Here is a 24792-nt window from a genome sequence, read left to right on the forward strand (position 1 = left end):
AAATATTTCGAACAAGGTTTTTAAAATGGCAGGAAATGGATTAGCAAAAAAAGTTCGCGACACGCAGGTTTGGAAATCAATTTTCAGACATGGCCCACCAGATAACGCTCGTAACAGAGCTGCTGTTATCGCTGGTAACGTGTTTCTTCACCTTCACCCGATTAAGCTTAAGAAGTCAGGGGTTCAACTTGGATACACATGGTGTATGGGTGGACTTACGTTCTTCATTTTCCTTGCACTAACAGTGACTGGTCTTCTTCTAATGTTCTACTACAGACCAACAGCTGAATACGCATTCAACGACATCATCGCTTTAAGAGAGCACGTACCTTTAGGGATCATGAGAGAGATTCACCGTTGGGGAGCTCACTCCATGGTTATTACCGTATGGATTCACATGTTCCGTGTATTCATGACTGGTTCATACAAACCACCTCGCGAATTCAACTGGGGGATTGGTGTTATCCTTTTAGTTTTAACTCTTCTTCTTTCATTCACTGGATATCTTCTTCCATGGGATCAGCTAGCTATTTGGGCGATTACAGTAGGATCGAACATGGCAAAAGCAACTCCATTCATGGGGAACGGTGGTCCGGGGGCAATGCTAGCTCGTATCGGAGACTTCGTAATGGTTTCTGATAAGAACGACGTTCGTTTCCAGTTACTTGGTGGACGTTTCGTAGGTGAGCCAGCTCTTCTTCGTTTTTACATTCTTCACTGTGTATTCATCCCGCTTGTTGTTGGGGTTTTAATTGCAGTTCACTTCTGGAGAGTTCGTAAAGACGGTGGGATCTCAGCTCCTCTTTAAGCTATACAAAAAACTATTAAGGAAAATAGAAAATGTTAAAAGAATTTATTAACCACTTAGCCGATCCGATTATCTCGTTTCCAATTACGACGGTATTGTTCTTCCTTATGGTGAAGTACTATCGTTTTGTTGGTTCGAAGAAATTCGCAATCTGGTCAACGATCATCGCGATTCCTGTTGTTGCATGGTTTTTCGCTGATCCAAACTTCTTTCTGATCATTAAGACTCCGGATAACATTCCTATCGGGATCCTGTTAATTCTGGTGTCTTTCACGACGTGGTTTTCACTGCACAAAGCAGCTGAAAACGATGTGAGAATTGAGCAGGGACTTGGACCGATTGAAGCTCTTCCTGAAAACAGAGAAAAAGTTTGGTCATGGCCTAACCTTGTATACACAGAATTATTCGCGATCATCGCGTGTACTGCTTTCCTGGTTATTTGGGCGATTATCTTTAAAGCTCCACTTGAAGAGCCTGCTAACCCGACTTGGGCACCAAACCCGGCGAAAGCTCCGTGGTACTTCCTTGGTCTTCAAGAAATGCTTGTATACTTTGACCCGTGGATGGCCGGGGTTGTTCTTCCAGGTCTAATCGTTGCTGGTCTAATCGCTATTCCTTATATTGATACAAACCCGAAAGGGAACGGATACTACACATTTATGGAAAGAAAATGGGCGATCATTTCTTTCTTATATGGATGGCTAGTTCTTTGGATCTACCTGATTATCGTAGGGGTATTCTTCCGCGGTCCGAACTGGACGTTCTATGGTCCATTCGAGTACTGGGACTTCCACAAAATCGTGGCCGAATACAACATCAACCTTTCTGAATTTATCTGGATTAAAGGTCTAGGAATTGGAATGCCGAAGAACCTGGTTGTCAGAGAAATCTTCGGGATCATTCTTACTCTTCTATACCTTACAGTTATCCCTGTTTGGTTTGCCCGCGCGACTAAATTTGGGCGCGACTTTTACGAAAACCTGGGATCAATCCGTTACTACATCTTCATGACTCTAGTTGTAGTAATGATGAGTTTACCGATTAAGATGGTTCTTCGCTGGTTATTTAGCTTGAAGTATATCGTTGCACTACCAGAGTGGGAGCTCAACCTGTAATAGGTTTAATGGCCGTAATTTAATTTTAAGATTTTTATATTATTAAGGATTATTGAAAATGAGTGAGAATAATAAGGAACCAGGAATGGCATACAGCATGCCAAAACTCCACAAGATCATGGCGATCTTGTCCTTTATATTTTTCGTAACAACTATCTGGGTTTTCTTAGATGACTACATGAGACCGTGGAAAGCGTATCAAGTAGAAGCGATGAAAATTCAAAGACGTCACTTAGATGCAAAAATTAAAGAAGCAGCTAAAAACATCGATGATAAGAAGCTTGCTGAATTAAATGCTCGTCTTGCTAAAGGAAACGAAATCGTTGCCAGCAGAAAAGAAGAGATCGCAAAAGCTGAGAAAGAACTAGCTAAAATTATCGCAAAAATCAAAGCTCAAACAATCATTAACGGGGTTTTAAACGGTAAAGTTGGTGCTAAAAACTTTAACTTTGAAACAGCTGAAGCTCACGAAGAATTCAAAAAAGTTGGTAAGTTCTATAAAGATCTTAAAGAACTTAAGGCCGATTTTGATAAAGGTAGAGATGACCTGAAAGCTTACCAAGCTCAAGAGAAAGAAGCTCACGCTAAAATCGCTACTTTAAATCAAGAAGTCACAGAAACTGAAAAAGAAATCAAAGATATCACAAACACTTTAGAGCTATTAAAGATGGCGAAGAAGTCGACAGATATCACGCCGGTTTTCGCTCTAAGAAACCTGCCGTTCATCGATTTCATGGACCCAACAATCAAGATTCACCAGATCGTTGTTAACAACGTAACTGATGACAGATATTTCCGCCAGGTTCCAAAAGTTGACCGTTGTATTACTTGTCACACTTTCATCGATCAACCTGGATTTGAAAAAGAAGCTAACCCTTTCAAGACTCACCCGAACTTAGATCAATACGTTGGTCTAGAGTCAAAACACCCAATGAAGCAAATTGGATGTACGGCTTGTCACGGTGGAGAAGGGCACAGAGTTAACGACTTCAACTCAGCGGCTCACATGCCTGATTCTGAAGCACAAGAAAAAGAATGGGTAAAGAAATACAACTGGCATGAACCACACAAGGTTCCTCAGCCAATGTTCACAAAATCTCAAACAGAAGCAAGCTGTGTTAAGTGTCACCAAGGTGTTGAACTTATCCCAGGTGCTACAGTTCTTAACGAAGGCCGTATGGCAATCGAGAAGTACGGATGTAATGCTTGTCACAAGATTGCTGGTTGGGAACATAAAAGAAAGATGGGACCATCACTTCTTAAGATCGCTGGAAAAGTTGATAAAGAATGGTTCAAGTCTTGGGTTTGGGAGCCAAAAGCTTTCAACAAACACACAAAAATGCCGGCGTTCTTTAGACAGTCAAATAATTCTAAACCAGAATTTGTTCGTCTAAACATTGCTGAAGTTAATGCTATGGCCGAGTACATTTGGGATAAGTCTAAGCCATACGAGCCGAACGAAAAATACCGCGGTGGAAACGCCGATAAGGGTAAGGAGCTTATTGCAAGTATCGGATGTATGGGATGTCACGGTGTAGATGGACTAGAAGATCAGTCAAAAGCGGTTAAAGCTTACGCTGGACCATGGTTATCTGGACTTGGATCAAAAGTATCTCCAGACTGGATCATGTCATGGATCAAAAAACCATGGCACTATCAAGAAGATTCGATCATGCCGTCTCTTCGTCTGACAGATGCTGAAGCTAACGACATCACTGCTTACTTAATTTCACTAAGAAACAAGCAGTTCGAAAGCTTAACTTTCGCACCATTTGACTTAAAAGCTCGCGACGAACTTTTAGCTGACTACTTATCTGCATTCGACACAATCGAAAACGCAAAAGCAAAAGTAGCTAAGATGGGCGACCGTGAGAAGACTCTTGATCTTGGTAAGAGATCAATTGGTAAATACGGGTGTTTCTCTTGTCACAACATCGAAGGTTTTGAAGACTATGCTCCTATCGGACCAGAGTTAACAAAAGAAGGATCAAAGCCAATTACTCAGTTTGGTTTTGGTATCCAGCACGACGTTGCACCTAGAAGAGATGCTTGGATCACTGCTCACTTACAGAACCCAAGAAGATGGGATATCGGTATCGATAAAGTGTTCCGTGACTTAAACAAAATGCCGAACTTCTACATGGGTGAAGCTGAAGCTAAGAAAATTACAGTTGCTCTTCTTGGACAAGTTTCTGATCCACTTCCACTGGCAGGGGTGAAGAGACTGAACGCAGGAGAGACACTATATAATGATGCAATGAAAGTTGCGAACAAGTACGGATGTGTGGCCTGTCACCAGATCGACGGTCTAAGAGGTAACATTCTTGGTATGTATGCTGATGATATCAACCAAGGTCCACCTAGACTTGTTAACGAAGGACATAGAATTCAGACTGACTGGTTCTACCACTTCTTAACAAACCCTGAGATCCAAAAGATCAGACCATGGCTGTCAGTAAGAATGCCAACATTCAACCTGACAACTGCAGAGAAAAACACTCTGATCGCAGGATTCCAGCAAGGCGCTCACCAACCAACGTTTGAAGAGCCGGCAGAATTTGTGAAGTGGGCACCAGGTGAACGTGAAGAAACACTGAAACTTTTCACAGCTCTAAACTGTGTTCAGTGTCACACTCAAGGATTCAATGGAGAAACTCCACTGGCTCCGGATTTAAGAAAAGCTAGCAAGCGTCTGAGACCATCATGGATTAAAAAGTGGCTTACAAACCCACAAGCAATCCTGCCTGGTACGACAATGCCAAGTTTCTTCGGTGAAAATGGTAAAGAGCCAATCGAACCAAGTTACTTTGGTGGAGATGCTGAAAAGCAAATTAACGGTTTAACTAAATACATTATTGAATTAGGACAATAGGAGTAAAGACATGGGACACTCTCATACTCATGATGGACCACAACCATACCACGAGTATCCACACGATCCTCAGTTTGCAAAAGCAAGCCCGGGGAAAATCGGGATGTGGTTATTCCTTGCAACCGACGGTATGTCGTTTTCAGGGTTTCTTATCTCTTATGCAGTTCTAAGATGGACTCGCGCATGGCCAAACCCAGCTGAAGCCCTTGGTGGAGTTGAGCTTTCAGGTTTCATGACATTCCTTCTAATCTGTTCTTCAGTATCAATGGTTCTTGCGATTGATGCTTGTAAGCAGAAAAATAGACAAGCAATGCTAAGATGGTTAGCAGCTACGATCTTTGGTGGGGTTGCCTTCCTTTCGATCCAAGCTTACGAGTACTGGCACCTTCACCATGCAATGGGGATGAGTTTCAATACTTATGCTCACGGTGATGCACTTTTCTCTTCAACATTTTTTGCAATTACAGGATTCCACGGTCTGCACGTTCTCTCAGGGGTTATCTACCTGATCACTATGTTCGTTCACGCTTACCGCGGTGATTTCGATAATGGAGACTACAACCAACTAGAGATCGCTGGTCTTTTCTGGCACTTTGTTGACCTTGTTTGGATTCTTGTATTCACGTTCGTTTACCTACTGTAAAAAATTTATGTTAAAAAAATTATCATTGGTCTCGACATTATTACTCATTACATCTGGCCAGGCGCTTGCCTGTCCAGTGTGTATGGGGTCGAGTCCAAATGATAAATACTATCTTTGGGTCGTTGGCGCTTTCATTCTGGTCATCTACTTCCCAATGTTCTACTTGTTCAAAACCTTCATTAAGTTCAGAAACATCAACAACACTGACCTTAACCCTAAAAGCTAAATCCTATGCGCTCTGATAAAACAGTATTTGCAATCATCGGACTTCTTAGTGCCGCTGTTATTGGTTTTCTTTTTTGGTTAATTTACTTTAAGACTGGGGCAAGTGTCGGTGACAACGGATGGGTGAGTTCACTTCCGGCCGTGAATGCTTTCTTGAATGCATTGACTGCTATTTTTTTAGTGACCGGCTACTACGCGATTAAAACCAATGACCGCGAACTGCATGTTCGTTTGATGTTGGCAGCAACTTTAACATCGGCCTGTTTTCTTGTAAGTTATGTAACTTACCACCATTTCCAGGGAGACACTAAGTTTCTGGCCCAAGGGTGGATTCGTCCTGTCTATTTCTTTATTTTGATCACTCACATTCTGCTTTCAATCGTCCAGGTTCCATTAATCCTGACGACTTTATACCTGGCCTTCACTAAAAAATTCCAAAAGCACAAGAAAGTGGCGAGATACACTTTCCCAATCTGGCTTTATGTTTCAGTGACAGGTGTTCTGATTTTCGTGATTCTGAAGTGGTTTAACTAAGATTTTTTAAGCGCACTCAGGTCGATACACTCATTTTGATAAATCCCAAATCCAAAACGCAGCCTGCTTCCGCGGAAGTCTGTCCATACATTGATCGCTCGAAGTTCATCATGAAGTTTTTTTGTATGTTCCGGGCTTGGCATAGCAAAAGTTAAAAAGTGCCCATGGTTATCGTAATCGACACTGAGAATATTCTTTTCAACTAAGTAATTGTGATCAATTTCCAGAAGATGATTGCGGAAATTTTTCTGCATCTTTTGAACGTGAGCATGAATTTTTTCAACGGTTAATCCTTCTTTTTTAAAGAGAGAAAGAACTGCGTTTAAGCGATAAAGAGCAGAGAAGTCCATTGTCGATCCGGCAAAACGATAACCGTCTCGAGAGTAGCCTGTGTTTCCACCGTCAGTGGCCAGGCTGGTGAATCCAGCAAACCATCCAGTATAAAGAGGGCGAAGAGTTTCAGCATGAGGGGGCACTACCATAAAACAAGCGCCTTCTCCACCTTGAGCGTATTTGTATGAACCCGCGATATAAAAGATGCGCTCTTCGATTGCACTTAAGTCTGTCGGCACGGCCATGAATCCGTGGTAGCCATCGATGACGATCATAGTATTTTTTTCTTTTATAGCATCGACAATTTTTTTAAGATCTTTAACCACCATTCCCGAATTAAAAAAGACATGACTTAAGAAAATCATATCGTAGTGACTCGCAGTAATTTTTTCAATAAAACGATCTTCAAAGTTATCAAAAGGCTGAGTGGCAATCTTCTCAACTGAAACAATCTTATTTTCACTTAAGCGATTCACCTGGCGGTCAAAACTATAAAACTCAGAGTCAGTTGTTAAAACAGAAATCGTTTTTCCTGGTTCAAAACAAGAAAAGAGCCTGTACACAAACTCATGTGTGTTGGGAGCAAAAACAATTTGCTCGGGACGAGAAACGTTTAAAACTTCAGCAATCAGCTTTTGAGTGGCCGGAAGTTTTGTTGAAAAAATCTGGCTCCATTTATCATCCACATATTTTGCCGAATCATCCCAGTACTCCAGTGTCGCTTCGCGAGTGACATCCGGCCAGTAGTGATGGCTATGGCTGGCGTAGTGCTGGATATGTGGGTTAGCCGTTAAAAAGTGTGAATAATATTTTTTATACATGGAAACTCATCTTCTTTTTAACTTCAACCGGAAGCTTTGGCAGTCTCGAGTTTGGAATTAAAAATGTTGAAAGGTTAAATAGGTCTAAGAACACGCGGTTGTTGTCAGCGGCCCTCTTTAAATACTGATGTCCTGATGATCCACCTGTTCCAATTTTTGTCCCCAGCATTCTTTGAGCAAGAAGAGCGTGACGGTATCTCCAGGTTGTGAAGTTCTCATCAATATTCATAAGCCCGGTGATAACCTGGAAAGGAAGAGCGAGCATCGATTCATGACGATACAGAAGAATGAAAAGGGCATTGAGAATCGCTTTTTGCGAAAGCTTTCTTTGATTTTTTTCAATTAAGTCTTTATGTTTTGTTTCATCAAATAAACTTGAAAATGTTTCGCGAGTAAGTTTTAGATTTTCTAACTGGATTTGTTTTTGTCTGTCAGAAAGGTGAGCACTGTTGGTCTCAATAATATCCTGGTCATCTTTTAGAATATCGTTGATTGATTTTTGATATTCACTCCAGAAGTTGAAGCCTTCCATGTTGGTATATGGAATTCTCTCAAGCCATCCTTCCAGGCATTTTAAAATCGTCGGTGACTTTTCTACTTGAGTAAGATGAGCTCTGTCTTTTTCATCCAGACGTCCCATGAAAAATTCACGGTCCACATCTAAACGATCATTCGTATGAAGGCCTAACTTGATTTCAATTTCTCTAAACTGCACACTCTGGAATCCTGAAGCCGGAATGAGGAGGTCTCTGAACTCCAGAAAATCCATTGGGGTCATTGTTTCTAAAACATCGAACTGGCCAATCAGGAGCCCCTGTATCTTTTGGATGCGTTCAAGCTTCTGAACAATTGAAGAGAGTTCTACCTCTGGGATGTAAGTTTTCTTGAAAACCGAAAGAACAGAGTCCAGGTCGTGGATAATTTGTTTAAACCAAAGTTCATAGACTTGGTGGACCACAATAAAAAGCATTTCATCATGACATTCGCCGTTAGTGCTATCGGCATATTTACGGCTCAAGGGCAGTTGTGAATCGAGGAGCTTAGGCAGTTGTAAATAGTCCCCATAATAGACCGGACCTTTGTTTTTATGCATGTGCTTACTCCTTACGAAAATGACCCTTTTTACAGCGAAATTATCCTCAAGAACTGTATGACTTTGCAAGAAAGATTTAGTATAAAATGGGGCACCGATTACAGCCCTAATACAGAGTAAAAGATATGCGTCTTAAGAATCTTTCACTGACTAACGTCATCTTCACATTTGCACTGCTAATGTGGGGGGCAGTTGTTCACAACACTCAATCAAGTCTTGCTTGTCCAGATTGGCCATTATGTTATGACCAGGTTTTTCCAAACATGGAAGGAGCGATTCTAATCGAACACGGCCACCGTCTACTGGCGAGCTTTGTTGGTTTACTGACAATTGGTATGGTGGTGTTTTCTTTTAACGATAGAAAAAAATCAGAAGCTCACTTACATTTATTCAAAGCTTCTCTTCTGGCCCTTTTCTTGGTTATTGCTCAGGGAGCTCTTGGTGGGATCACTGTTATCTATAAACTTCCTACTATTGTTTCGACATCTCACTTAGGTCTTTCATTAATCTTCTTTTCTTTTATCGTTTACATTCACCACAAAGCTGCGACGCTGGTTAGTCCTGCTCGCGAACTTTCGGCCGCTGTAAAAGAGAAGTTCCAGAAGAACTGGAAGCCTGTTGTTCGTCATGGAATTTTATTTTCCCTGGCACTTCTTTATTCTCAAATCCTTCTTGGTGCGTTCATGAGACACGCCGGAGCAGGGGCTGCCTGTGGTCTTGGGCCAAACAGTGCTTTCCTTTGTATGGACGTGGCGAGCTGGTCACTAAAGCTTTGGCCTTCGATGCACCCATCTCAACTTCACATGATTCACCGTATGTACGGCGTGATCGTGTTCCTTGTTGTTTCATTCTTCTCTGTTAAGACTTACCACTTTTTTAAAGGTGATAAGACTTTAAGATCAGCAAGTATTCTTCCTTTTATTTTTGTTTCATTCCAGGTGTTCATCGGAATCATGACTATCTGGCTAAACATGAGTGTTCTTCCAACAACTCTGCACTTAGCAGGGGCTGCTCTTTCTCTGATTTCCCTATGGAAATTAAATTTAATGATGAAGGATGTGGAAGACTCTTTTTTTTTAGGTAATCGTCACTCATTCTTATCTGATGTGGTTGATTTAACAAAACCAAGACTGTCGTTACTAGTTATGGTGACGGCGATGGTGGGGGCTTTAATCGCTCCGGACAAAATCAATTTCTTCAAAGCACTACTGGCATTCTTTTTAATTACGATGGTGGTTATCGGCGCAGCGGCACTTAACTGCTACATCGAGCGCGAAGTCGATGCGAAGATGAATCGTACAAAAGACCGCCCTCTACCAGCTCAAAGAATGAATCCAAAAACAGCACTAATCTTCGGTGCGGTTATGATCCTTGTTTCAGTTCCGGCCCTTTGTGTGTTTATCAATCTGACAACCGGGGTGCTGGCATTAATTGCCGCAGCTCTTTATCTATACGCTTATACTCCGATGAAACAAAAGAGTGAGCTTGCTGTCTATGTAGGGGCAATTCCAGGAGCGATTCCTCCAGTTATGGGGTGGACTGCTGTGACGGGTCAAATTGATATTATGGCCATCACGCTCTTCTTGATTCTTTTTGTTTGGCAACTTCCACACTTCTTAGCGATTTCTCTTTACCACGCAGATGATTATGGTGCGGCAAGCATTAAGGTTTATCCTAACCTAAAACGTGGAATCACTATTACGAAAGTAGGGATTTTCGTTTTCACAGGCTTTTTGTTTGTGACTTCGCTTCTTCCGTCGATTTTTTCTCATGCAAGTTTTATTTATACTAGAGCAGCATTCGTCCTTAGTGGCCTTTTCCTTGTTTACTCGGCCTTCGGTTTCTTTATTAAAAAAGAAGACCAGGCCCGTGAAAGAGAGTGGGCAAGAAACTACTTTTATGGATCGCTTTTTTACCTGCCACTACTACTGATGGCGCTCATCTTTTTTAAGTAGACCGAAAAAATGCTCCAGCGGAGCATTTTTACTATGAGTGAATGACTAATGAGGTCAGCTGGTGTTTTAAGGGTTCGGGCTACCCCCGAAAAAATGGAGGACGGATAGCTTATCATCGGACCACTTTTTATAAGATTAGCTAGTGGCTAAAATTAGAATTTTTGATTATGATATACATCAATAATTGATAATAATAACGCATCTTTAACTTTCCCAAGACAGGATTGCTGATATGAATCTTCTTTTGAACTTTTTTATGAAATACTTCGTGGCCGGCGCTCAAGCTAATGTTAGCTTTTTTGAAGCGATCAAACCACCAGTTGATATTTCAACAACAGGACACTTAATCGATAGCTTATTCATGCTGACGACTTGGTTGATCCTTTTCTTCTTCGTGCTGGTATGTCTTGGACTATTTGGTTTCTCATACCTTTACTCAAAAAAGAAACACCCTAAAGCACACTACACTCACGGAACAAGCAGAAAGCAAATCGCAATCGTTGCAGCTATCGGTGCCTTAGTATTCATCATGGTAGATATGCAAATTACGACTATCTCTAACCGTGACTTCGTAAACGTATTCTTAAAATACCCAGATGAAAAAGAAGATATCATTCGCGTGGAAGTACTTGCTCAACAATGGGCATGGAACTTCCGTTACCCAGGTAAAGATGGAATCTTCAACACTGAAGACGACGTTGTCACTCTTAATGATCTTCGCCTTCCAGTAGGTAAAAAAGTTATCTTCCAAGTAACATCTAAAGATGTAATTCACTCATTATACTTCCCGAACGCTCGTCAAAAAGTCGATGCAATGCCAGGAAGAATTTCAAGACTTTGGTATGAACTAACAAAACCTGGTCTATACGATATTGCCTGCGCGGAAATGTGCGGGACTTTCCACTACAGAATGCAAGCGAAGCTTACTGTTTACACTCAAGAAGAATACAACACTTGGATGGGTGAGATGCAAGAGCGCGCGCTTAACGTAACTGAAAAAGACAACGCTGACATCTTCTGGGGATGGAAGTGGGTAGCATCTAACTAATTATTTGATTTTGATTTATTAAAGATAGAGAGGAAACTCATGGCATTTTTTGAACAAGAAATTCACGACGCACCTACGACATTCTTGTCGAAGTACGTTTTCTCATTTGACCACAAAGTCATTGCAAAACAATTCCTGTGGTACGGAATTGCTTTCCTTGGAATTGGCGGGATGATGGCACTTCTTATCCGTTGGACACTGGCTTTTCCTGGAGAACCATTTCCAGTTCTAGGTCAGATCCTTTTCCCACACACGGGAGGAGTTGTTCCACCAGATACATACGCCATGCTGTTCACACTTCACGGTACAATCATGATCTTCTTTGCCATTACTCCAATTCTGATTGGTGCTTTTGGTAACTACTGTATCCCGCTTTTAATTGGAGCGCGCGATATGGTTTTCCCAACGCTAAACATGCTTTCTTTCTGGTTAGCATTCCTTTCAGCTATCCTTTTACTAGCTTCACTTTTCACTCCATTAGGGGGAGCAGCTGGTGGATGGACTTCTTATCCAACTCTTTCAACATTAATTGGTTCGGCCGGAGTTGGTCAGACTCTTTGGTGTTTATCTTTATTCGTTCTTGGGGTTTCTTCGACAATGGGTGCGGTAAACTATATCGCTACTATCATTACACTAAGAGCACCTGGAATGGGTTACTTCGACATGCCACTAACGATCTGGGGACTTTGGCTGACAGCAATCCTGAACGCTATCTTCCTTCCAGTTCTTGGAGCAGGTCTCCTTCTTCTAACTTTTGACCGCGTATTCGGAACTACATTCTTCCTTGCTGGAGCAGCTGCTACATCAGGATCAGGGGACCCGGTACTATTCCAGCACGTTTTCTGGATTTTCGGTCACCCGGAAGTATACATTCTTATTCTTCCAGCTTGGGGTATCGTATCTGACCTTCTATCTTTCTTTGCTAGAAAGCCAGCATTCGGTGCAAAAGCTACAGCACTTGCGATGACATCAATCACGATTCTTTCGACTCTGGTTTATGGTCACCACATGTACTCAACTCAAATGTCTCCACTGTTAACTCAATCTTTCATGATGTTAACAATGACGATCTCGATTCCTTCTGCAGTCTTCTTCGCTAACTGGCTTGGGACACTTTGGAAAGGAGCGATCAGATTCCAAACTCCAATGTTATTTTCTCTTGGGGTAGTATTCGTATTCGGTTTAGGTGGATTAACTGGTCTATACCTGGCAACTGTTTCAACTGACTTATATCTACACGATACATACTTCGTAGTAGGTCACTTCCACTACACTATGGCCGCTTCGGTTCTTCTTGGTGGATTCGCAGCTACATATTTCTGGTTCCCAAAAATGTTCGGTCGCATGATGAACGAAACACTAGGGAAGTGGCACTTCTGGATTTCAATGATCGGTCTAAACGGAATCTTCATGGGAATGATGGTTATCGGACACGCGGGTATGCACCGTCGTATCTACAACCCATTCGTCTATGAGTTCCTACAAAACCTGATCCCGCTGAACATGTTCATTACAATTTCAGCGTTAACAATGGGTGCTGCTCAGTTATTCTTCGTATACAACTTTGTTTACTCAATGTTCAAAGGTCCAATTGCAACTCAAAACCCTTGGGAAGTTGGAACACTTGAATGGACGATTCCTTCACCAGCTCCACACTATAACTTCAAAGAAGTTCCAGTGGTGAAGTGTGGACCACATGAATTCGGTAACCCGAATTTATCTGGTAAAGATTTCCAATATCAAACTGAAGAACTAGTAAGAGCATAATAAAGATGGCGCAAGTACAGGCACACAACATCGCACAAGCAAAAGAAGGGGATAAAGTTATCTCTTCGATTGCTATGATCGTGACTTTAGTGTCATTCGGAATGTTATTTTTAACATTGATGATGGGCTTTGCGATTTTCCGTTTTACTGCTCCCGTATGGCCACCGGCCGGAATGGAGAAGCCATCACTTCTTCTTCCAACAATCAGCACACTGGTTATTGTTCTGAGCTCACTCATCTATATGTCTTTTGAAAAGAATGTAGCAAAAGGAGTAGCGGATAAGAGAAGCCTGACGTGGACACTGATTCTTGGTGTAGCTTTCATGGTGAGCCAGTTTTTATTTTGGAACCAACTTAAGTCTCACGGGATTTTTGTTTCTTCTGGAATTTTTGCTTCGATTATTTACGCTTTCACATGGATTCACGCTGCTCACATTGTGGCAGGCCTTGGATTATTAGTGTGGTTATATAGCGCGCTTAAGACTGCGGACTCGATGACGGCTGTTAAAGTCGCGAATGTTGGCAAGTTTTGGCATTTTCTCGGAATCGTTTGGATAATAATGTTTGTGACTATTTTCGTTTTATAATGAGGAATACTATGAAAGGTTTGAAACTAACTTTAACCGTCTTCTCACTTCTGGCATTAGTGTCATGTAGTGAAACACACTTCAAAGAAGACAAAATTTTTGCAGGTGGAGTTTATGCTCCGGCAAAGAGTTTGAATGACGGTAAATCACTTTACACTGAATACTGTATGCCATGTCACGGTGTAAACGGGGATGGAAAAGGTGTAGCTGCAAAAGGGCTAACTGTTCCACCAAGAAACTTCAAACTTGGACAGTTTAAATTTGGTAGAGTTGTGTCTGGGGAACTTCCACATGATGAAGACTTCTACGAAATCCTGAAAAAAGGTCTTCATGGTACAGCTATGCTTCCATGGGATTTATCTCAACAACAAATGCATGACGTAGTTCAATACATTAAAACTTTCGCACCAGAAAAGTGGGAAGGGGCTGACAAAAAACTGGGTGACGTAATTGTTGCAGGTAAAGATCCGTACGGAGAAGCTCATAAAGAGAGTGCAATCCAAAGAGGAAAAGAAGTTTTCCACGTAGTTGCTCAATGTTGGACATGTCACAGAGCTTACGTTTCTCACGCAGAATTTAGCCAAATCGCTCAAAAGATTAACGGTGCACCGGTCACTGAATTTGACCCGGATATGTACCACGTAAAGTTACAGCCATCTGATTATGGTGTTGCAACTATGCCACCTGATTTCACATACGACTCTGTTCGTTCTGCAACTACAGTTGAAGAACTATACGTTCGCCTAAACTCTGGTGTAGGTGGAACGGCAATGGCTTCTTGGAAAGGCGTTCTTCAGGACGACGAAATCTGGGCCGTAGCTCATTATGTAAAATCACTAATGGATATGAAGAGAACTCCAGCAAGAGCTAAGCTTCTGGAAAACATTAAGAATTAATTTATGACAACAACAGCGACTGGATTTTATAGAGAAGATAATTGGTTTCAAAAACTAGTCAGAAAGAAATCTTTCTGGCTGCTTTTTTGGGTCCTATCTTTCAGCTATCCAGTGTACAGGACACTTCACCGTACACTTCCGCCACCGCTGCCTGTTTATTACAAGGTTCCAGAATTCACTCTAACAAATGAATTCGGAAAACCTTTTGGAACAAAAGAGCTTCAGGGAAAATTCTATATCGCTAACTTTATGTTCACTTCATGCCCGACAACTTGTCCGGCACTGATGGCGAAAATGGATCTGGTCCAAAAAAGAATCAGAGGACTTGGGACAAAAGCTGCGATCGTGACTTTCACAGTTGACCCAGAAGTAGATACTCCAGAAGTTCTTTATAAGTACGCCAGAAAAAGACATTCAAACCCTTTTATCTGGAACTACTTAACTGGAACGAAGGGCGACCTGGAAAAAATCGTTATCAATGGCTTTAAAGTTCCGATGGGATCAAAAGAGCCGATTGAAAAACAATTAGCAGAAGAAAAAATTACGTTGTTCGATATCGCTCACTCAGAAAAATTAGTTCTGGTAGATGATAAAGGACAGATTAGAGGGTATTACGGAACTGAAAGAGTTGAGATGGATAAAATGATGATCGATCTTGGACTTCTAGTGAACAACAGTTTCAGTCATGCTCAACCACAACCAGCAGTACAAAATTAGTAAAGAGAGGAGATAACAATGGGTGACCATAACCACAAAGAATACAAAAGCCACACGAAAGAATATATCATCATATTTTTTGTTCTGACTTTTCTAACACTACTTGAGCTTATGATTCCAGGTCTGAAAACAGAATACTGGCACAAGGTTGTTGCTCTTGTTGGTTTAGCTTTCGGTAAAGCTTTCGTTGTTGCTTACTTCTACATGCACTTAAAGGAAGAAACAGCTTGGATGAAAGTTATCGCGGCCGTTCCTCTTTCAGCAGTCCTTTACGCTGCGGCACTAATCCTTGAAGGAATGTATCGTTAATCTTTTTGGACATTTTAAATAAAGAGCGGGCCTTTCGGGGCCCGTTTTTATTTGTCTCTTCAAGTCTCACACGATAAAAAATTCCATCATTTTATCGGGAGATGTACATATGAAAACCCTGTCACTTTTGGCCCTTCTTATTACGAGCTCTGCGATGGCAGCGAGCGATTCTGTCGGCGTATTCTACCGTCCGGAAAAAGTTGTCGTTTTAGTTAAAGAAAGAGGCGAAGAAGCAGACCTTCAAAATTTAATTAGAAGATTAGGCGCAGGAAAAAATTCTTTCCAGGCCATCTCTCAAGATAAAACAATTAAAGTTGTTTGCGGAAAATCAGAAATCGAAGCGTCTTGTACATTTACATTCTTTCCAGGATCAAATGTTGTAATTAACAGCAATCGTTCAGTTGAAGCCCAAACTTCACTTCAAGACCTTGGAATCGAGCTGGTTGACGATATCTCTGTCGGATATGAAAGCTCAATGGGCGATAAATTTACCCTGGAAGTGGCAAATGGAAACATTCACTTCTTGGGAAGCAAAAAGATTTTAAAGTAATTTTGATTTTTTACAGCTGTAGTCTTTGAAATTAACTTTCGGAATCACTAGGCCTTTGCACATTGATTTTGAAAGTTTTTTTCCAGCATTTTTCTCAATAAGATCTGCCATCCCCATAAAGGCAGGAGTCAGTCCATCGCGGACCTTTTTTACGACAGAATAAATTTTAGTCGGATTCCCGGCCTCATAACCTTTATCGCACATCTCGTTTTCAAAGATTTCTTTTCTCGACTCATTATCTCCACGGTAAATTTTGTAAAGCCCCGCCAGGTATCCCGTGCGGTCTTCACCCAAGGTGCAGTGAAAATAAATTTTTTGATTTTGGGCTTCAGCATTTTTAAGCATATTAAGCCCATCAACAGTCATTTCACATAAAGCTCCATAATCGGTGATGTCTTTCCATGGAAAATCCAAGTGCATCATGTCGCTTTTGGCAACTCCCAGTGACAGGAGAGTTTCAATCTCGCGGGCTATATCCCCGTTTGTATCAATCTTAATCATTAAAAACTTCTCAACTCCTAAGTCTAAAAGTTTTTGTAGGTCTTTTTTATTTCTTGGGCCATCCCGCGGATTACGTTTTCTGAAACCAGGTGAGAGTTAGGTATTCCTGACTCGGTGAAAGTTGAAGGCATAATAGAAGCACTACCGGCAAAGGTCTGTGATTGAATTGAAACCAATAACACTAGAGAAAGGATACAAGCTTTCATATTTTACGACCTGTTTGAGTTGGCCGGACTATATACTGAATGAGAGCACCTTCCTATGCCGGTTATAAATATTTCACTCTGTTATAATATTCCCCATCACCTTTCGATTCGCTTATTGAGTCGATAAATTCTTTGAATTATGAATATTTACGAGAGAGGCTTAAAATAGAAGGATGGATAGAAGAACTTTTTTAACATTATCCGGAACAGGACTGATGGCCATGACAGCAACAACTTATATAGGATCAAAACCCACTCAAAAAATGCCGGTGCTCTTTATCGGACATGGAAGCCCTATGAACGCGCTGGCCGATAATGCTTTTACTCGCCACTTAAGAACTTTGGGGGAAACCCTTCCTCGCCCAAAAAAAATATTAATGGTTTCAGCTCACTGGATGACCAAAGGGGTAGAGGTTCAGGCCTCTCCAACTCCTAAGATGATTTACGATTTTTATGGGTTCCCAAAAGCACTCTCTGAAATCGTCTACCCGGCCCCTGGAAATCCTGAGCTTGCTGGGGAAGTGAAAAACAATCTTCACACTTATCAGGTCGAGCTAGATCTCGACTGGGGATTTGACCACGGAGCGTGGAGTGTTCTTCATCATATGTACCCGAAAGCAGACATTCCAGTGGTGCAATTGTCACTCAATCAGAATTTTATGAACCTTCGCGATCACCACAAACTTGCCAAGGAATTAAATAAACTGCGTGAAGAAGGTGTTCTCATTATAGGAAGCGGAAATATCGTTCACAATCTTCGACAACTAAGTCGCAGCGAAAGTGCACCGGTCTTTGAATGGGCCCGCGAGTTTGATGGCATTATTAAAGATGCGATTTTAAAACACGATGTGACCCAACTGTTGGCAGAAGACCCTTCAAAGTATCCACTTTGGAAGATGGCCCACCCATCAATTGATCATTATCTGCCTCTTTTATATGTACTGGGTGCGAGTGACCCGAATGAAAAAGTGATTTTCCCTTATGAAGATTTTGAACTTGGAAGCCTTTCGATGCGCTCGGTTTTAATCGGCGCTTAAGTCCTCCTAAGACTAGAAGGGGCCTTTTCGGGCCCCTTTTTTATTTGTGATTATTGGCAAGCTTGAACTTGATTCCGTATGTAAAGCTGTAGCTTTTTGCTACTTCTTTCATAACATTATACTGAGCTTCTAATGTATTTCTTCCCGTTCCAGATTTAATCAATTTCGCTTCTACGTTTCCAGCGAAATCTTTACATCCAGCTACGCAGTAATTATTTGCTTCACGGCTTCTGATATCTTCTGTCTTAAGAACTGCGATAACGTCTGTGCAAGAGTATTTCGAAGCTACACTTTGAGTTGATAGTGTTTCTGCTTCAAGTGGCATACGTTCTTCAGCCGATTGAAGAAACCTAAGCTTCTGCTATATCATCGATCTGGCGACGAAGATCCATGTTCTCTCAAATTAGACGATCAATTGAATCATTTAATTTTCTGTTTTCTCTTCTAAGTTCTTCAACTTCTCTTCCTCCATCTGGTTCAGATGAATACAGACAAGAGATCAGTTGTTATTGAAGGTCATTGATTCTTCTATTGGCGTTATCAAGATTCTTTAAACACATTGGAAGATCATCGCGCCCACCATTTTTAACTGGAATATTAATTCCTACGCGAACGTCTGCTAATGCTTGAAAACTTAATACTGCTAGACCAAGAACAAGTGCCTCCTTCATAAAATCTCCTCAGGGAAAGATCGCTAGTTGTTTGGGAAGTTTATGAATGAAGATGAGGTGAGGATATAGCCCCTCAGTATTTCTATAAGGGGCCGTCTAAGAAATGAACAATTTGATTAATTAGCCGTAGTGTCTTTTAGATTCAAAGTAATAGAAATGATTCGATCTCCCTTAGAAAGCTTAGGAAGAATGTCTAATCCATCAACGACTTGCCCGAAGACAGTATTCTTTCCATCTAAGTGAGGGAGAGTTGTTAAGCTGATATAGAATTGCGAATCAGCAGAGTCATTATCAATCCCATGGGCCATCCCCATAGTTCCTTTGATGTGTTGAAGTTCATTGAATTCAGCTTTTAATTTTTGTCCGCTTCCTCCTGTCCCTGTACCAGTAGGATCTCCAGTCTGAATAATGAAATTAGGAATCGCTCTATGAATAATAAGACCATCATAGAACTTGCTTTGAATTAATTGCATTACTCTAGCTGATGTTCTTGGAGCAGCTTTAGTATAGAAGCGAAAAACGATATCACCATGGACGGTTTTCATTGTAGCGGAAGCAGTAGAGAGACCACCGATATCTGTTTTTAATTTCTCAATATCAATTTCTTCACCGTTAGGATTCGCTATCACTTCAATTTTATGATTGTTTCTATTGCATCCAGCGAGTGCAATTAAAGTTGCGAATAAAAATAATTTAATGATTTGCATATTCCGCCACACGTTAAGCGATTGTTATTAGATAAATTATACCGAGAATCTGAGTTTAAAAAAGTTTTTTTAAAATTTATTAATATTTTCTTAATTTTGTGTTGACACTTTATCATCGTTTGATTAAATTCCTCTTCACGTTTGAAGTTAAGACTGATTGCCGAAACACAAAATCATCGTTATAGAAATATATAGATTTTTGGGCGTGTAGCTCAGTTGGGAGAGCATCTGCCTTGCACGCAGAGGGTCGCAGGTTCGATTCCTGTCATGTCCACCATTCTTTCAAAAGATCAAACGAAACTTAGTTCTTTAAAATTCTAATAGAGATAAAAGATTTGAAACCGCAAGGTTTCGATTCAAGATGAGAAAGGTCCCAAACAAAAAAATATCTGACGTAACTATTCAGTCACGCTGTTAAAAAGCTCAAGTTGTAATAAAGTTGAAAGTGATAAAAAGTCGGAGCCAGTACATTTCCTTGTCACTGGTAATTAATGAATAGATCAATCCGTATAGTAGTTTGTTAAATTAAATTTAAATCAAATTTTATATTGAAGCTTGGAGAGTTTGATCCTGGCTCAGAACGAACGCTGGCGGCGTGCCTAACACATGCAAGTCGAACGTGAAAGTCCTTCGGGATGAGTAAAGTGGCGCACGGGTGAGTAACACGTAGGTGACCTGCCTTTTAGAGGGGAATAACCAGAAGAAATTTTGGCTAATGCCGCATACGAAGCACGGTTTTAAGACTGTGTTTGAAAGAATGCCTCTGCATATGCATTCGCTATTAGATGGGCCTGCGGGACATTAGCTAGTTGGTGGGGTAAAGGCCTACCAAGGCGACGATGTCTATCCGGTCTGAGAGGATGATCGGACACACTGGAACTGAGACACGGTCCAGACTCCTACGGGAGGCAGCAGTGGGGAATATTGCGCAATGGGGGAAACCCTGACGCAGCAACGCCGCGTGAGTGAGGAAGGACTTCGGTCTGTAAAGCTCTGTTAATGTGGAAAAATGGTAGTTGGTCTAATAGGCCGATTATTTGATGGTACACATAGAGGAAGCACCGGCTAACTTCGTGCCAGCAGCCGCGGTAATACGAAGGGTGCAAGCGTTGTTCGGATTTATTGGGCGTAAAGCGCGCGTAGGCGGACCTGCAAGTCAGATGTGAAATCTCGGGGCTCAACCTCGAAACTGCGTCTGAAACTACAGGTCTAGAATCTCGGAGGGGGAAGGGGAATATCGCATGTAGGGGTAAAATCCGTAGATATGCGATGGAACACCAGAGGCGAAGGCGCCTTCCTGGACGAGTATTGACGCTGAGGCGCGAAAGCGTGGGGATCAAACAGGATTAGATACCCTGGTAGTCCACGCTGTAAACGATGAACACTAGATATTGGAGGATTTGACCCCTTCAGTGTCGTAGCTAACGCGTTAAGTGTTCCGCCTGGGAAGTACGGTCGCAAGACTAAAACTCAAAGGAATTGACGGGGGCCCGCACAAGCGGTGGATTATGTGGTTTAATTCGAAGCAACGCGCAGAACCTTACCTAGGCTTGAAATCCTACGAATCCCTTTTAAACGAGGGAGTGCCCTTCGGGGAATGTAGTGACAGGCGCTGCATGGCTGTCGTCAGCTCGTGTCGTGAGATGTTGGGTTAAGTCTCGCAACGAGCGCAACCCCCATTTTTAGTTGCCAGCATTAAGTTGGGCACTCTAGAAAGACTGCCTGGGCTAACCAGGAGGAAGGTGGGGATGACGTCAAGTCCTCATGGCCCTTATGTCTAGGGCTACACACGTAATACAATGGTCGGTACAAAGGGATGCGAACTCGCGAGGGGGAGCCAATCTCAAAAAACCGATCTCAGTCCGGATTGGAGTCTGCAACTCGACTCCATGAAGTTGGAATCGCTAGTAATCGCGGATCAGCACGCCGCGGTGAATACGTTCCCGGGCCTTGTACACACCGCCCGTCACACCATGGGAGTTGTTTTTACCTGAAGCCGTGGCCCTAACCGCAAGGAGGGGAGCGTCTACGGTCGAAACGATGACTGGGGTGAAGTCGTAACAAGGTAGCCGTAGGGGAACCTGCGGCTGGATCACCTCCTTTTAAAGGATCCAGCTCTATAGGAGCTTTATCCGGTCAAATTGTTTGGAAGACCTTTCTTATTTTTGAATTTCTTTAGATCTATAAGAGAAATATTTTGTTTCAATCTAATTATAAAAATTGGGTTTGTAGCTCAGGTGGTTAGAGTACGTCCCTGATAAGGACGGGGTCGCAAGTTCGAGTCTTGCCAGACCCACCATTAATTAGGACGAATTGAAACATTAGCTCTTTAACATTGACATAACAGGATCAGATAGAAGACGAGAACCCATGTAAGTAACGAGAGTAATGCCCTCGTTATTTGAAATTAAATTAAATATAACTTAATAACAAAATGAAAAAAGCTATTAAGGGTGTATGGGGAATATCTTGGCAGCAAGAGGCGAAGAAGGACGTATATTAGCCAGCGAAATGCATCGGGGAGTCGGCAAATAGACTTTGATCCGGTGATGTCCGAATGGGGAAACCTTCACACGTGAAAGCGTGTGAACCATGTGATGAGTAAACTAGTCACATAGGAGCGAACGCAGGGAATTGAAACATCTTAGTACCTGCAGGAAGAGTAATCAAACGAGATTCCGGCAGTAGTGGCGAGCGAAATCGGAAGAGCCCAAACCAGAATACTTGTATTCTGGGGTTGTAGGACTCACATACGGAAAGGCAATTATAGGAGAACGGTCTGGGAAGTCCGGTCAAAGAAGGTGAAAACCCTGTATCCGAAATGATTGTCCTCTAGTGAGTATCCTGAGTAGGACGAGGCACGTGAAACCTTGTCTGAAGCTGGGGGGACCACCCTCCAAGGCAAAATACTACTTGCTGACCGATAGTGAACAAGTACCGTGAGGGAAAGATGAAAAGAACCCCGATGAGGGGAGTGAAATAGATCTTGAAACCATACACTTACAAACAGTCAGAGGGTTATTGTAAAGCCTGATGACGTACCTTTTGCATTATGATTCAGCGAGTTATGATATGTTGCGAGGTTAAGCCGTTGCAGGTGTAGCCGTAGGGAAACCGAGTCTGAATAGGGCGATTAGTAGCATGTCATAGACCCGAAACGGGATGAGCTAGCCATGAACAGGTTGAAGCGGGGGTAATACCTCGTGGAGGACCGAACTCGTGACGGTTGAAAACGTCTGGGATGATTTGTGGTTAGGGGTGAAAGGCCAATCAAATTCCGTGATAGCTGGTTCTCTCCGAAATGCATTTAGGTGCAGCGTCCGACGAATACCAATGGGGGTATAGCACTGACTTGGCTAGGGGGCTTACCAGCTTACCAAACCATATCAAACTCACAATACCATTGAGTACTATCGGGCAGTGACACGGCGGTTGCTAAGGACCGTCGTGAAAAGGGAAAGAGCCCAGACCATCAGCTAAGGTCCCAAAATCGTCGCTAAGTGGAGAAGGTTGTGGAATTACTTTGACATCCAGGAGGTTGGCTTAGAAGCAGCCACCCTTTAAAGAAAGCGTAATAGCTCACTGGACTAGTGATTCTGCGCCGAAAATGTAACGGGGCTAAAGTGACGTACCGAAGCTATGGAATATGTAAATATTGGTAGGAGAGCATTGTGTTTGCCGATGAAGGCGTACCGTAAGGAGCGCTGGAGGTCTCACAAGAGCTGATGCTGAAATGAGTAGCGATAAGAAGTGTGAGAATCACTTCCGCCGTAAATCTAAGGGTTCCTGGGCCAGGTGACTCCGCCCAGGGTTAGTCGGGTTCTAACATGAGGCCGAAAGGCGTAGTGGATGACCAACAGGTTAATATTCCTGTACTTAGTAAAAATCGTTTGACTAGATGGAATGACGGAGAAAGGTAGTGAAGCCACTTATTGGTTGTGGTTTAAGTATGTAGGGGGTCGATTAGGCAAATCCGGTCGGCGTTAACTCTGAGATACGAATACGAGCGCAAGCGAAGTTCATGATCCTCGGCTTCCCAGAAAAGTTTCGCTAGGAGATTTTTATTAACCCGTACCATAAACCGACACAGGTAGATGAGGAGAGAATCCTCAGGCGCTTGGGAGAACTCTTGTTAAGGAACTCTGCAAATTGGTGCCGTAACTTCGGGAGAAGGCACGCCTTTGATGGTAAGATCACTTGCTGGTCAAGCTGTTGGAGGTCGCAGTGAAAAGGGGGTAGCGACTGTTTATCAAAAACACAGGTCTATGCAAACACGTAAGTGGAAGTATATGGGCTGACGCCTGCCCGGTGCTGGAAGGTTAAAAGGAGAGGTTATCGCAAGAGAAGCTTTGAATTGAAGCCCCAGTAAACGGCGGCCGTAACTATAACGGTCCTAAGGTAGCGAAATTCCTAGTCGGGTAAGTTCCGACCTGCACGAATGGCGTAACGACTTCCCCACTGTCTCAACAGGAGACCCAGCGAAATTGGTGAGCGCGTGAAGAAACGCGCTACCCGCGGAAGGACGAAAAGACCCCGTGAACCTTTACTGTAGCTTGGCATTGGGTTTCGATTAACATTGCGTAGGATAGGTGGGAGTTTTTGATCCGTGCATTCCGGTGTACGGGGAGACAACCTTGAAATACCACCCTATGTTAATTGGAATCCTAACCTACGATCGTAATCCGGTCGGGGGACAATGTCTGGTGGGCAGTTTGACTGGGGCGGTCGCCTCCTAAAGAGTAACGGAGGCGCACGAAGGTTCCCTCAGGCCGAATGGAAACCGGCCATAGAGTGTAAACGCATAAGGGAGCTTGACTGTGAGGCAAACGAGCCGAGCAGGTGCGAAAGCAGGTGTTAGTGATCCGGTGGTTCCGAGTGGAAGGGCCATCGCTCAACGGATAAAAGGTACTCCGGGGATAACAGGCTGATCTCCCCCAAGAGTTCACATCGACGGGGAGGTTTGGCACCTCGATGTCGGCTCATCGCATCCTGGGGCTGGAGCAGGTCCCAAGGGTTTGACTGTTCGTCAATTAAAGCGGTACGCGAGCTGGGTTCAGAACGTCGTGAGACAGTTCGGTCTCTATCCTCCGTGGGCGTAAGAAATTTGAGTAAATCTGACCTTAGTACGAGAGGACCGGGTTGGACGAACCTATGGTGAACCGGTTATGACGCCAGTTGTATCGCCGGGTAGCTAAGTTCGGAATGGATAACCGCTGAAAGCATCTAAGTGGGAAGCCAATTACAAGATAAGATTTCTATTAAGACAACTTCTAGACTAGGAGTTTGATAGGTTGGGGGTGTAAGAGCAGTAATGCTTTGAGCTGACCAATACTAATTTGTCGTTTTGCTTTTTTTTGATTACATGGGTTCTTCTTTTATTTGGTCTTGTTTTGTGAA

The 24792-nt window shown here is 42.6% G+C and carries 22 protein-coding genes, 2 tRNA genes and 2 rRNA genes; 19 read left to right on the forward strand and 7 right to left on the reverse strand.

The window, feature by feature from the left end; genetic code table 11:
* Positions 1-25 precede the first annotated feature (25 nt).
* Genes ACN20O_RS09200 through ACN20O_RS09225 form a run of 6 tightly spaced genes read left to right on the forward strand, consistent with a single transcriptional unit; the run spans position 26 to position 6197 of the window.
* Positions 26-808 carry a cytochrome b N-terminal domain-containing protein gene (locus ACN20O_RS09200; protein ID WP_491633677.1) on the forward strand — a complete coding sequence of 261 codons (783 nt, stop codon included), beginning with the start codon at positions 26-28 and terminating at the stop codon, positions 806-808.
* Between the two features lie 32 nt (positions 809-840).
* Complete coding sequence (locus ACN20O_RS09205) at positions 841-1923, forward strand: hypothetical protein (protein ID WP_491633678.1); 1083 nt, start codon at positions 841-843, stop codon at positions 1921-1923.
* Between the two features lie 58 nt (positions 1924-1981).
* The gene (locus ACN20O_RS09210; RefSeq protein WP_491633679.1) at positions 1982-4795 is read left to right on the forward strand and encodes a c-type cytochrome; all 2814 of its coding nucleotides are present in this window, start codon (positions 1982-1984) and stop codon (positions 4793-4795) included.
* 10 nt (positions 4796-4805) lie between these two features.
* Entirely contained in the window at positions 4806-5438 is a 633-nt protein-coding gene (locus tag ACN20O_RS09215) for a cytochrome c oxidase subunit 3 (RefSeq protein WP_491633680.1), read from the forward strand.
* A 7-nt stretch (positions 5439-5445) separates the two neighbouring features.
* A complete protein-coding gene (locus ACN20O_RS09220) occupies positions 5446-5664 on the forward strand; it encodes a hypothetical protein (protein WP_491633681.1) in 219 nt (72 codons plus the stop codon).
* A gap of 5 nt (positions 5665-5669) precedes the next feature.
* Positions 5670-6197 (forward strand): DUF420 domain-containing protein, encoded by a 528-nt coding sequence (locus ACN20O_RS09225; RefSeq protein WP_491633682.1) that lies wholly within the window; start codon positions 5670-5672, stop codon positions 6195-6197.
* On the opposite strand, the gene ACN20O_RS09230 is transcribed toward ACN20O_RS09225, so the two are convergent.
* A complete protein-coding gene (locus ACN20O_RS09230; protein ID WP_491633683.1) occupies positions 6194-7351 on the reverse strand; it encodes an aminotransferase class V-fold PLP-dependent enzyme in 1158 nt (385 codons plus the stop codon). The genes ACN20O_RS09225 and ACN20O_RS09230 overlap by 4 nt on opposite strands.
* The gene (locus ACN20O_RS09235) at positions 7344-8444 is read right to left on the reverse strand and encodes a tryptophan 2,3-dioxygenase family protein (protein ID WP_102242030.1); all 1101 of its coding nucleotides are present in this window, start codon (positions 8442-8444) and stop codon (positions 7344-7346) included. Before ACN20O_RS09235 ends, ACN20O_RS09230 begins: the two co-directional genes overlap by 8 nt.
* Positions 8445-8569: 125 nt before the next feature.
* Here ACN20O_RS09235 and cyoE point away from each other — a divergent pair, with 125 nt between their 5' ends.
* From cyoE to ACN20O_RS09275, 8 genes are all read left to right on the forward strand, one after another.
* Positions 8570-10399, forward strand: a complete 1830-nt coding sequence (gene cyoE / locus ACN20O_RS09240; RefSeq protein WP_491633684.1) for a heme o synthase — start codon at positions 8570-8572, stop codon at positions 10397-10399.
* A 232-nt stretch (positions 10400-10631) separates the two neighbouring features.
* A complete protein-coding gene (gene coxB, locus ACN20O_RS09245) occupies positions 10632-11447 on the forward strand; it encodes a cytochrome c oxidase subunit II (protein ID WP_491633685.1) in 816 nt (271 codons plus the stop codon).
* Positions 11448-11486: 39 nt separating this feature from the next.
* The gene (locus ACN20O_RS09250) at positions 11487-13214 is read left to right on the forward strand and encodes a cytochrome c oxidase subunit I (protein WP_491633686.1); all 1728 of its coding nucleotides are present in this window, start codon (positions 11487-11489) and stop codon (positions 13212-13214) included.
* A 5-nt stretch (positions 13215-13219) separates the two neighbouring features.
* Entirely contained in the window at positions 13220-13801 is a 582-nt protein-coding gene (locus ACN20O_RS09255; RefSeq protein ID WP_491633687.1) for a cytochrome c oxidase subunit 3, read from the forward strand.
* A gap of 11 nt (positions 13802-13812) precedes the next feature.
* Positions 13813-14697, forward strand: a complete 885-nt coding sequence (locus tag ACN20O_RS09260; RefSeq protein ID WP_491633688.1) for a c-type cytochrome — start codon at positions 13813-13815, stop codon at positions 14695-14697.
* A gap of 3 nt (positions 14698-14700) precedes the next feature.
* Complete coding sequence (locus ACN20O_RS09265) at positions 14701-15414, forward strand: SCO family protein (protein ID WP_102242036.1); 714 nt, start codon at positions 14701-14703, stop codon at positions 15412-15414.
* A gap of 18 nt (positions 15415-15432) precedes the next feature.
* Positions 15433-15723 carry a cytochrome C oxidase subunit IV family protein gene (locus ACN20O_RS09270; RefSeq protein WP_158649515.1) on the forward strand — a complete coding sequence of 97 codons (291 nt, stop codon included), beginning with the start codon at positions 15433-15435 and terminating at the stop codon, positions 15721-15723.
* 109 nt (positions 15724-15832) lie between these two features.
* Positions 15833-16273, forward strand: a complete 441-nt coding sequence (locus tag ACN20O_RS09275; RefSeq protein ID WP_491633689.1) for a hypothetical protein — start codon at positions 15833-15835, stop codon at positions 16271-16273.
* Here the strand turns inward: ACN20O_RS09275 and ACN20O_RS09280 are convergent.
* Both ACN20O_RS09280 and ACN20O_RS09285 read right to left on the reverse strand, forming a co-directional pair.
* Positions 16265-16774, reverse strand: a complete 510-nt coding sequence (locus ACN20O_RS09280) for a hypothetical protein (protein ID WP_491633690.1) — start codon at positions 16772-16774, stop codon at positions 16265-16267. The two genes, ACN20O_RS09275 and ACN20O_RS09280, sit on opposite strands and share 9 nt — an antisense overlap.
* A 23-nt stretch (positions 16775-16797) precedes the next feature.
* Positions 16798-16980, reverse strand: coding sequence for a hypothetical protein (locus tag ACN20O_RS09285; protein ID WP_491633691.1), 183 nt, complete (start codon positions 16978-16980; stop codon positions 16798-16800).
* 173 nt (positions 16981-17153) lie between these two features.
* On the opposite strand from ACN20O_RS09285, the gene ygiD reads away from it, so the two are divergent.
* Entirely contained in the window at positions 17154-18017 is an 864-nt protein-coding gene (gene ygiD / locus ACN20O_RS09290) for a 4,5-DOPA-extradiol-dioxygenase (protein ID WP_491633692.1), read from the forward strand.
* A gap of 40 nt (positions 18018-18057) precedes the next feature.
* On the opposite strand, the gene ACN20O_RS09295 is transcribed toward ygiD, so the two are convergent.
* The 3 genes from ACN20O_RS09295 to ACN20O_RS09305 all read right to left on the reverse strand — a co-directional run bounded on the left by ACN20O_RS09295 (position 18058) and on the right by ACN20O_RS09305 (position 19395).
* On the reverse strand, positions 18058-18342 hold the full coding sequence (locus ACN20O_RS09295; protein ID WP_491633693.1) for a hypothetical protein: 285 nt from the start codon (positions 18340-18342) through the stop codon (positions 18058-18060).
* A 181-nt stretch (positions 18343-18523) separates the two neighbouring features.
* The gene (locus ACN20O_RS09300; RefSeq protein ID WP_491633694.1) at positions 18524-18688 is read right to left on the reverse strand and encodes a hypothetical protein; all 165 of its coding nucleotides are present in this window, start codon (positions 18686-18688) and stop codon (positions 18524-18526) included.
* Between the two features lie 116 nt (positions 18689-18804).
* Positions 18805-19395: a peptidylprolyl isomerase gene (locus ACN20O_RS09305; RefSeq protein ID WP_491633695.1), complete on the reverse strand. Its 591-nt coding sequence runs from the start codon at positions 19393-19395 to the stop codon at positions 18805-18807.
* Positions 19396-19596: 201 nt separating this feature from the next.
* On the opposite strand from ACN20O_RS09305, the gene ACN20O_RS09310 reads away from it, so the two are divergent.
* The 4 genes from ACN20O_RS09310 (at position 19597) to ACN20O_RS09325 (ending at position 24751) form a co-directional block, all read left to right on the forward strand.
* Positions 19597-19672 (forward strand) — tRNA-Ala (locus ACN20O_RS09310).
* Between the two features lie 275 nt (positions 19673-19947).
* A 16S ribosomal RNA gene (locus ACN20O_RS09315) occupies positions 19948-21498 on the forward strand.
* Between the two features lie 119 nt (positions 21499-21617).
* Positions 21618-21694: transfer RNA gene (locus ACN20O_RS09320), tRNA-Ile, on the forward strand.
* 138 nt (positions 21695-21832) lie between these two features.
* Positions 21833-24751 (forward strand): 23S ribosomal RNA (locus ACN20O_RS09325).
* Together the 16S and 23S rRNA genes with 2 tRNA genes alongside form the textbook arrangement of a ribosomal RNA operon.
* The last annotated feature ends 41 nt before the right edge of the window (positions 24752-24792 follow it).

The sequence above is a fragment of the Bacteriovorax sp. As-1 genome (genome assembly GCF_058446905.1).